Origin of the sequence: Blastococcus sp. KM273129 (assembly GCF_021698995.1) — a bacterium.
In the GTDB taxonomy this organism is placed as follows: domain Bacteria; phylum Actinomycetota; class Actinomycetes; order Mycobacteriales; family Geodermatophilaceae; genus Blastococcus.
Window position 1 is genome coordinate 1 of sequence record NZ_SSXB01000111.1, and the last position, 9,638, is coordinate 9,638.

8 protein-coding genes are annotated in these 9,638 nt (G+C 74.2%); 7 read left to right on the forward strand and 1 reads right to left on the reverse strand.

From position 1 onward, the window contains the following. Positions 1-99 precede the first annotated feature (99 nt). The 7 genes from murJ (at position 100) to E9565_RS20380 (ending at position 8,733) form a co-directional block, all read left to right on the forward strand. On the forward strand, positions 100-1,674 hold the full coding sequence (gene murJ, locus E9565_RS20350; RefSeq protein WP_236836597.1) for a murein biosynthesis integral membrane protein MurJ: 1,575 nt from the start codon (positions 100-102) through the stop codon (positions 1,672-1,674). A gap of 80 nt (positions 1,675-1,754) precedes the next feature. Then, positions 1,755-3,425, forward strand: a complete 1,671-nt coding sequence (locus tag E9565_RS20355) for a hypothetical protein (RefSeq protein WP_236836598.1) — start codon at positions 1,755-1,757, stop codon at positions 3,423-3,425. A 103-nt stretch (positions 3,426-3,528) separates the two neighbouring features. Continuing rightward, a complete protein-coding gene (trxB, locus tag E9565_RS20360; protein WP_236828596.1) occupies positions 3,529-4,509 on the forward strand; it encodes a thioredoxin-disulfide reductase in 981 nt (326 codons plus the stop codon). A 112-nt stretch (positions 4,510-4,621) separates the two neighbouring features. Continuing rightward, complete coding sequence (gene trxA / locus E9565_RS20365) at positions 4,622-4,948, forward strand: thioredoxin (protein WP_236828597.1); 327 nt, start codon at positions 4,622-4,624, stop codon at positions 4,946-4,948. 123 nt (positions 4,949-5,071) lie between these two features. After that, the gene (locus E9565_RS20370; protein ID WP_236836599.1) at positions 5,072-6,223 is read left to right on the forward strand and encodes an N-acetylmuramoyl-L-alanine amidase; all 1,152 of its coding nucleotides are present in this window, start codon (positions 5,072-5,074) and stop codon (positions 6,221-6,223) included. Positions 6,224-6,322: 99 nt separating this feature from the next. Beyond that, positions 6,323-7,741, forward strand: a complete 1,419-nt coding sequence (locus tag E9565_RS20375; protein ID WP_236836600.1) for a PLP-dependent aminotransferase family protein — start codon at positions 6,323-6,325, stop codon at positions 7,739-7,741. After that, positions 7,738-8,733 carry a D-alanine--D-alanine ligase gene (locus tag E9565_RS20380; protein ID WP_236828600.1) on the forward strand — a complete coding sequence of 332 codons (996 nt, stop codon included), beginning with the start codon at positions 7,738-7,740 and terminating at the stop codon, positions 8,731-8,733. Before E9565_RS20375 ends, E9565_RS20380 begins: the two co-directional genes overlap by 4 nt. Before the next feature lie 73 nt (positions 8,734-8,806). On the opposite strand, the gene E9565_RS20385 is transcribed toward E9565_RS20380, so the two are convergent. Further along, the coding region (locus E9565_RS20385) for a ParB/RepB/Spo0J family partition protein (RefSeq protein WP_236836601.1) at positions 8,807-9,638 on the reverse strand (832 nt) is incomplete at its 5' end.

Below are 9,638 nucleotides of genomic sequence, written 5' to 3' on the forward strand. Positions count from 1 at the left end.
TCCCGCCGCTCGACGTCCTCGTCGGTCTCCTGGTCGGCGCGCGGCACCGGCGGCAGCACCGGCATGGGGAAGACCTGGGTGTCGTCCGCGGCCGGCACCATGGCGGTCGCGACGCTGGTCTCCCGGATCACCGGCCTGCTGCGCACGATCGTCCTGGCCGCGGCCCTCGGCGTCGGCCTGGTCGCCGACGCCTACAACACCGCGAACACGCTGCCGAACATCGTCTACGAGCTGCTGCTCGGCGGCGTGCTCACGTCGGTGATCGTGCCGCTGCTGGTGCACGCGCAGGAGCGCGACCGGGACGGGGGGACCGCCTACGCGCAACGGCTGGCGACGATCGCGCTGAGCGGCCTGCTCGTCATGACGGCGCTGGCCGTGCTCGCGGCACCGCTGCTGACCTCGCTCTACGGGCTCGACGAGGACCCCGACCAGTACCGGCTGGCCAACTGGCTGGCCCGGATCCTGCTGGTCGAGATCGTCTTCTACGGGCTCGGCGCGTTCGCCCAGGCCGTGCTGAACTCCCGCGGCGTCTTCGGCCCACCGGCGTGGGCACCGGTCCTGAACAACGTCGTCGTCATCGCCACCGGCCTGGTGTTCCTGGCCGCCAGCGGTCCGGGCGCGCTGGAGCCCTCCACCATCCCCGCCGGCCTGGTGTGGCTGCTCGGCGCGGGCACGGTGCTGGGCATCGCGGTGCAGGCGGCGGTGCTGCTGCCGCTGATGCGCCGGGCCGGCGTCCCGCTGCGGCCCCGCTGGGGTCTGCGCGACACCGGGCTGCGCGAGGCCGGCACCCTCGGCCTGTGGGTGATCGCCTACGTGGCCGTGAGCCAGGTCGGCGTGCTGGTCGCCCTCCGGGTGGCCAACGAGGCCGGCCGGGAGGGCGGCCTGGGCTCGGCGGCGTTCGGGTACGCGCAACTGCTGTTCCAGATGCCCTACGGCATCATCGGCGTCGCGCTGCTCACCGCGCTCGTCCCCCGCATGAGCCGCGCCGCCGCGCGCTCCGACGTGCCGGGTGTGGTCCAGGACCTCTCCCTGGGCACCCGTCTCTCGGCGCTCGGGCTGCTGCCGGTCACCGCCGCGCTGACCGTCCTGGGCCCGCCCCTGGGCGTCCTCGTCTTCGCCTGGGGCAACACCTCGGCCGACGAGGCCGCGGCCATCGGCACCGCGCTGGCCGCCGGCGCGTTCGGCCTGCTCCCGATGGCGGTCACCCTGCTGCAGCTGCGGGTGTTCTACGCGATGAAGGACGCCCGCACGCCCACCCTCATCCAGATCGGCATGGTCGCCGTCCGGGTGCCGCTGCTGCTGCTCGTCCCCGCGGTGGTCGACCCGGACCTCGTGGTGGCCGGGCTGATGGTCGCCACCGGGCTCACCTACGTGGCCGGCTGGGTCATCGGCGACCTCGCGCTGCGCCGGCGGCTCGGCGGGCTGCAGACCGGCGTTACCCTGGGCCCGGTGGCCCGGATCACGGCCGTCGCGGTCGTCGCCGGCCTGGCCGGCGGTCTTGTCCGGATCGTGACCGGCGACCTGGGCGAACGGTCGACGGCAGGCTCGCTCGCCGAAGTCCTCATCGGTACCTTGGTCATCGGCGGCGTCGCACTGACCGGTCTGGTGGTGGCCCGCGTTCCGGAGGTCCGGGAGCCCGTCGCTGCGCTGCGGGCCCGGCTGGGGCGCAGGTGACCGAGGGCCGGGCGGGGGAGCCGACCGTGCCGGAGCGTCCGCCTCGGCGGCCGGAGCAGCACAGGGAGTCGACAGTGTCGATGGCGTCCACGACCACCGGACTGCCCGACCGCTACCGACCGCTCGACCAGATCGGGCCCGACGAGACCACCCCGACCGGCGTCATCCAGAGCTGGCGGGCCAAGGACCGCGTCCTCAACCGCGACGTCGCCATCCGCGTGCACGTGCCGGCCGGCCCCGCCGCGCACGCCTGGATCACCCGCGCGCTCACCGCCGGCGGGCTGGCCACCCCCGCGCTGGCGATGGTCTACGACGCCTCGGAGGGCAGCGGTGACCCGCAGGCCCCGGGCGGCGCCGCCTACGTCGTCAACGAGTGGATCGACGGGGAGACCCTGGCCGAGCGGCTCCGCTCCGGCCCCATGCCCGAGCGCGACGTGCGACTGGTCCTGCGCCGGCTCGCGGAGGGCGTCGCCGAGGCGCACCGCGTGGGCCTGGCCGTCGGCGGCCTGACGCTGGAGAACGTCGTCCTCCGGCCCAACGGGCTGGTCGGCCTGCGGGCGGTGCCGGCGGCGTCGGGCACCGTGCACGGCGACATCACCGCGCTCGGCGAGCTGCTGGAGGCCTGCCTCACCGGCGTGGGCCCCGGCGCCCGGACCGCCACCGGCCCCTCCGACCTGGTGGCCCTGGCCCGCCGGGCCCGCTCCACCGAACCCGGCCAGGGGCTGTCCAGCGTGGCCGCGATGGCGTCGCTGCTCGCGGAGCGGCCGCGGACCGGGCCCACCCCGCCGCTGCCGCCGCACCGCGGGGAGGACGCCGAGGGCGGCCGACGCCGCCGCGGGCGGGACCGCCGGGCCGAGGCCGCCGCACCCGTGCGGCTGGAGCCCGGCACGCTGCCGCCCGTGCCGCCGGTGCGGCCCGGGGGCGACGACGAGCCCGCCCCCGTCGCCCGCTCACCCCACGACACCATCGCCGCCGGCCCGGCGCTCCCGCCGGCCCCACCTGCCGGTGAGGAGGAGCCGTTCGGGGTGCTGCACGCCGGCGGGTCGACCCCCGCCGGCCGGTACGCCGACCCCGCGGACCTCGACGAGGACGACGAGGACGACGCCCGGAAGCACCGGCTGGTGGTCGTCGCGCTGCCGCTGCTGGCCCTGCTCGTGGTGATCGCGCTCGCCTGGTGGATCGGGTCCAGCGTCCTGTCGGTGACCGACGCCGTGGACGAGGACATCGACGGCTCCACCCCGCCGGCCACCAGCGCCCCGGGCGCCGAGGGCGGCGCGGGCGAGGAGCCGGCCGGCGAGCCCGGGTCGGCGGCCGCCATCGCGGGGGCGCAGGTGTACGACCCGTTCGGCGACGGCGCGCCCGAGAACGACGACGACGTCCCGCTGTCCTACGACGGCGACCCGGCCACCAGCTGGCCCACGCTCACCTACCGGGGCTCCCCGGCGTTCGGGAACCTCAAGCCCGGCGTGGGCGTCGTCTACGACCTCGGCTCCCCCCAGGACCTCACCGGGGTGACCGTCCAGACGGCGCTCCCCGGCGCCACCGTCGAGATCCGCACCGCCGACACCGCGGACGGGGCGCTGGACGACTTCGCCGTCGCCGCGAACGGCACGCTGGAGCAGCACACCGAGCTCCCCTTCGACGACACCGTCACCGCGCGCTACGTCCTGGTCTGGCTCACCGGGCTGGTCGACAGCCCGGACGGCTTCTCCGCGGAGCTCGCCGAGGTGGAGATCAGCACCGCCGGCTGACGGCGGACCAGGGTGATCACCGGCGGGTCGTACGGGGAATGCCGCCCCTAGGATCGTCGTTGTGCCGCCCGTGACTGCAGACCAGCCGACCCCTGGCCCCGCCGTGACCACCGGTGAGGTGACCCAGCCGGCGATCCCGCCCGCCGAGCACGACGGCGTCCGCGACCTCATCATCATCGGCTCGGGGCCCGCCGGGTACACGGCCGCCACCTACGCCGCCCGGGCGAACCTCCACCCGCTGGTGTTCGAGGGTTCGCAGTTCGGTGGTGCGCTCATGACGACCACCGAGGTCGAGAACTTCCCCGGGTTCCCCGAGGGCATCCAGGGGCCCCAGCTCATGGACGACATGCGCACCCAGGCCGAGCGCTTCGGCGCCGAGCTGGTGCCGTCGGACGTGACCGAGGTCGACCTGACCGCCGAGCCGAAGATCGTCAAGGTCGGCGACCAGGTGCACCGCGCGCACGCGGTGATCGTGGCCACCGGCTCCAAGTACCGGTACCTCGGCCTGGACAACGAGCAGCGGCTGCTGGGCCGCGGCGTCTCCGCCTGCGCCACCTGCGACGGCTTCTTCTTCCGCGACCAGGACATCGTCGTCGTCGGCGGCGGTGACTCGGCGATGGAGGAGGCCACCTTCCTCACCCGGTTCGCCAAGAGCGTCACCGTCGTCCACCGGCGCGAGGAGCTCCGCGCCTCGAAGATCATGCAGAAGCGGGCGCAGGACAACGAGAAGATCCGCTGGGCCCTCGGCAAGCAGGTCACCGACGTCCTCGGCGACACCACCGTCTCCGCCGTCGAGCTGACCGACACCACCACCGGTGCCACCGAGACCATGCCGGTGAGCGGCATGTTCGTCGCCATCGGCCACGACCCGCGCAGCGAGCTCTTCGCCGGCCAGCTCAAGCTGGACGACGAGGGCTACATCCAGGTCGACCACCCGACCACCCGGACCAACATCGACGGCGTCTTCGCCTGCGGTGACGTCGTCGACCACATCTACCGCCAGGCGATCACGTCGGCCGGCACGGGTGCCGCCGCCGCGATCGACGCCGAGCGGTGGCTCGCCGAGACCTTCGACGAGCGCTGAGCCCGCATCGGGCTCGCCCAGCCGGGCATAACCGGTCCACGCGACCGGTTGTCGTGCCAGGCAACCTCGTCAGCGCCAGCAACGAGCCAGTCGACCGAGAGGGAGAACGACCATGGCAGGCAACACCGTGACCGTCACCGATTCCAGCTTCGCCACCGACGTGCTGGGCAGCGACAAGCCCGTGCTCGTCGACTTCTGGGCGGAGTGGTGCGGTCCGTGCAAGATGGTCGCCCCGGTGCTGGAGGAGATCGCCGCCGAGCACGGCGACAAGCTCACCATCGCCAAGCTGAACATCGACGAGAACCCGCAGATCGCCCGTGACTACCAGGTCATGTCCATCCCGACCATGACGGTCTTCCAGGGCGGCAAGCCGGTGAAGAGCATCATCGGCGCCAAGCCCAAGGGCGCCATCCTGAGCGACCTCGCCGACTACATCTGAGCACCAGAGCGTGCTCGCGGAGGCCCACCCGTCCACCGGACGGGTGGGCCTCCGCCGTTCCCGGGGGCGGGGTGCCGCCCCGGGCGCGCCGACGACACCGGCAGGGACGACAATCGGCGCACGATGGGAACCGACAGCCGCATGCAGCCCTTGGGGCGGGGGGACCGCGGGCCGGCCGTGGCCGACGTGCACGCCGCCCTCCGCAGCCTGGGCCTCCTCCCCGCATCCCCCGACGGTCCCGACCCGGCCCTGGAGTCGGCGGAGTACGACGCCGGCACCGAGCTCGCCGTCCGCCACTTCCAGCAGGTCCGCGGCCTCTCGGTCGACGGCCGGGTGGGCGAGGAGACCTACCGGGCGCTCAGCGAGGCCCGCTGGTCGCTGGGGGACCGGCTGCTCCGCTACGACCCCGAGCGGCCGATGCGCGGCGACGACGTCACCGGCCTCCAGGAGCGTCTCCTCGAGCTGGGCTACGACGCCGGCCGGGCCGACGGCATCCTGGGCCCGGAGACCGAGCAGGGGCTGCGGGCGTTCCAGCGCGACTACGGGCTGACCTCCGACGGCACCTGCGGCCCCGCGACGCTACGCGCGCTGCGCCAGCTCGGCCGCAAGGTCACCGGCGGCCGCCCCCAGCTGCTGCGGCAGAGCGCCTCCTTCGTCGAGAGCGGCCCGCACCTGATCGGGCGGCGCATCGTCGTCGACGCCGGCCACGGCGGGCCGGACACCGGCTTCACGGTGGGGGAGACCACCGAGGCCGACCTGGTGTTCGACCTCGCCTCCCGCATCGAGGGCCGGCTGGCGGCCGCGGGCGCCACCGTCTACCTCACCCGCGGTCGCGGGCAGGGGCCGGCGCACGCCGAGCGCACCGCGTTCGCCAACGACGCCCGGGGCGACCTCTTCATCTCGCTGCACCTGGACGCGCACCGCTCCGAGCACGCCCGGGGGGTCGCCAGCTACTACTACGGGACCGGCTCCGGCGCCTCCTCCACCGTCGGCGAGCAGTTCGCCAACCTGGTGCGCCGGGAGATCGTGGCCCGCACCGGCCTGCTCGACCTCGGGTCGCACCCGAAGACGTGGGACCTGCTGCGCATGACCCGGATGCCCGCCGTCCGCGTCGACTGCGGCTACCTCTCCCACCCGGTGGACCGGCTGCTGCTGCTGGACGCCCGCGTCCGCAGCGCCATCGCCCACGGTGTCCTCGCCGCCGTCCAGCGGCTCTACCTGCCGGCCGAGGCGGACCCGGCCACCGGGACCTTCCTGCTCCCCGGGAGGGCGTAGCCGCAGAGCCCACGCGCCCGGCCACCGGCCCCGCCGAACGGTCCACCCGTCACCGGTGGTCCCACCGGGCGGCCATCCCACCGCGCCTACACTCCTGGGGTGGCCACCTCCCCGCCCGGCTCGCCTGCCGGTCCCGGACAGCAGGGGGCGCACCCGGGTGCGCACCCCCACCCCGCGCCGCGTCATCCGCGGCTCGACCCGCTGGCCGACCGCTACGCAGCACGCACCCACGGGATGAAGACCTCGGAGATCCGGGCGCTGTTCTCCGTCGTCAGCCGGCCCGAGGTCGTCTCCCTGGCCGGTGGCATGCCGGCCGTGACCGCGCTGCCGCTGGACGCCGTCGGCTCCATGATCGGCGACCTCGTCTCCGGGATGGGCGCGCAGACGCTGCAGTACGGCTCGGGTCAGGGCGACCCGCGGCTGCGCGAGCGGATCTGCGACGTCATGGCCCTCGAGGGGATCACCGACGCCTCGCCCAGCGAGGTCGTCGTGACCGTCGGCTCGCAGCAGGGGCTGGACCTGGTCACCCGCGTCTTCGTCGACCCCGGCGACGTCATCCTCGCCGAGGCGCCGTCCTACGTCGGCGCGCTGGGCGTCTTCCAGTCCGCCGAGGCGCGGGTCCGGCACGTCGCCATGGACGACGACGGGCTGATCCCGGAGGCGCTCGAGGAGGCGCTCGTCGCCTGCCGCGCCGCCGGCGACCGGGTGAAGTTCCTCTACACGGTGCCGAACTTCCACAACCCGGCCGGTGTCACCCTCTCCGAGCCGCGCCGTGAGGCGATCATGGCGATCGCCGAGCGCTGGGACCTGCTCGTCATCGAGGACAACCCCTACGGCCTGCTCGGCTTCGACCGGGAGCCCATGCGCGCCCTGCGCGCCCGCGACTCCCGGCGGGTCATCTACCTCGGCTCGTTCTCCAAGACCTTCTCGCCGGGCCTGCGGGTGGGCTGGGTGCTCGCCCCCCTCGCCGTCCGCGAGAAGCTCGTCCTGGCCACCGAGGCGCAGGTGCTCTGCCCGCCGTCGCTGACGCAGTACGCCGTCGCCCGGTACCTGGACACCCAGCCCTGGCGGGAGCAGATCAAGCTGTTCACCGAGCTCTACCGCGAGCGCCGCGACGCCACGCTGGAGTCCCTTGCCGCCCTGATGCCGGCGGGCACCACCTGGACCCGTCCGGACGGCGGCTTCTACGTGTGGCTGAAGCTCCCCGACGGGCTGGACGCCAAGCTCATGCAGCCACGGGCGGTCGGAGCCCACGTCGCCTACGTGCCGGGGATCGGCTTCTACGCCGACGGCAGCGGCCAGGAGTACATGCGGCTGTCGTACTGCTACCCCGAGCCCGACCAGATCCGCGAGGGCGTCCGCCGCCTCTCCCGCGTCGTGGAGGCGGAGCTGGACCTGCACTCCACGTTCGACAAGGTCGACACCGGCACCTTCCGGGCGATCCGCCCCGGGTCCGGCCACGACGCCGAGTCGATGGTCGGTCCGGCGAACAGCGACACGTACGAGGACGGCCGATGAGCGAGACCGCGCCCACCGCAGAGCCCGCCGCGGCCGAGGAGCGCCACCCGCTGCGCGCCGTCGTCCTCGCCGGCGGGCTGACCTTCGAGCGGGAGGTCAGCCTCTCCTCGGGCACCCAGGTGGTCGAGGAGCTCACCCGCGCCGGTGTGGACGCCGAGCTGCGGGACGCCGACGCCGACCTGCTGCCGGGGCTCGCCGCGGCGCCGGCCGACGCCGTCTTCATCGCCCTGCACGGCGCAACCGGTGAGGACGGCGCCCTCCGCGCCGTCCTCGACCTGGCCGGGGTCCCCTACGTCGGCTCACCGGCGGCGGCGTGCCGGCTCGCCTGGGACAAGCCGGCCGCGAAATCCGTGGTCCGCACCGCCGGCCTGACCACACCCGACTGGGTCGCGCTGCCGCACAGCACCTTCCGCGAGCTGGGCGCCGGCGCGGTGCTGGACCTCATGGTCGCCCGCCTGGGCCTGCCGCTCATGGTGAAGCCGGCGTCGGGTGGGTCCGCCCTCGGCGTGCAGAAGGTCAGCCGCGTCGAGGACCTCCCCGCGGCCATGGTGAGCTGCTTCGCGTACGGCGACACCGTGATGGTCGAGCGCTACGTGGAGGGGGTCGAGGTGGCCCTGGCCGTCATCGACCTGGGCGAGGGGCCGGTCGCGCTGCCCGCCGTCGAGATCGAGCCGGAGTCCGGCGTCTTCGACTACAGCTCCCGCTACTCGCCTGGTCTCACCGAATACCATGCGCCCGCGCGCATCCCGGACGACGTCGCCGCCCGCGCCGCCGAGGTCGCCGTCCGGGTGCACGAGGTCCTGGGCCTGGCCGACCTGTCCCGCACCGACGCGATCATCACGCCCGACGGGGAGGTGCACTTCCTCGAGGTCAACGTCTCCCCGGGGCTCACCGAGACCTCGATGTTCCCCATGGCCGTCGAGGCGGCCGGGTACGACCTCGGCACCGTGCTGGGCCGGCTGCTCGCCCGGCGGGCCGGGAACCCCGGCTAGGCCGACCTCCGCGAGAGCCGATACGAAGGCCCCTTCCGTCAGTGACGGAAGGGGCCTTCGTATCGGCTAGGGGTCAGACCTCGGGTCGGCGGCCGGTGATGTCCGGAGCCATGACGCCGATGATGCGCTGCAGGTCGTCCACCGAGCCGAATTCGACGACGATCTTCCCCTTCGAGCGGCCGATCTGGATCTTCACCTTCGTCTCGAACATGTCCGAGAGCCGGGAGCCCAGCTCCTCGACGCCGGGCGCGGAGATGCGCCGCGTCCGCCGCTTGGCCGCGGGCTCCTCCGCGGCGGCCAGGGCGACGGCCTCCTCGGTGGCGCGCACCGACAGCCCCTCGGCGACGATGCGGGTGGCCAGGGCGTCCTGGGCGACCGGGTCCTGCAGGCCGAGCAGTGCGCGGGCGTGCCCGGCGGAGATGACGCCGGCGGCGACGCGGGTCTGCACCTTCACCGGCAGCTTCATCAGCCGGATGGTGTTGGTGACCTGCGAACGGCTGCGACCGATCCGCTGCGCGAGCTCCTCGTGGGTGGCCCCGAACTCCTCGAGCAGCTGCTGGTAGGCAGCGGCCTCCTCCAACGGGTTCAGCTGGACGCGGTGGATGTTCTCCAGGAGGGCGTCGCGCAGCATGGCGTCGTCGGTGGTGTCCCGGACGATCGCCGGCACGGTCCCCAGTCCCGCGGCGCGGGCGGCACGCAGCCGCCGCTCGCCCATGATGAGCTCGTAGCGCCCGGCCTCGGCCTCCCGGACGACGATCGGCTGGAGCAGGCCGAACTCCTTGACGCTGTGCGTCAGCTCCTCCAGGGCCTCGTCGTCGAAGACCTGGCGCGGCTGCTTGGGGTTGGGGACGACGTCCTCGACCGAGACCTCGCGCAGCTGCGCACCCGGCACGCCCACGGCGTCG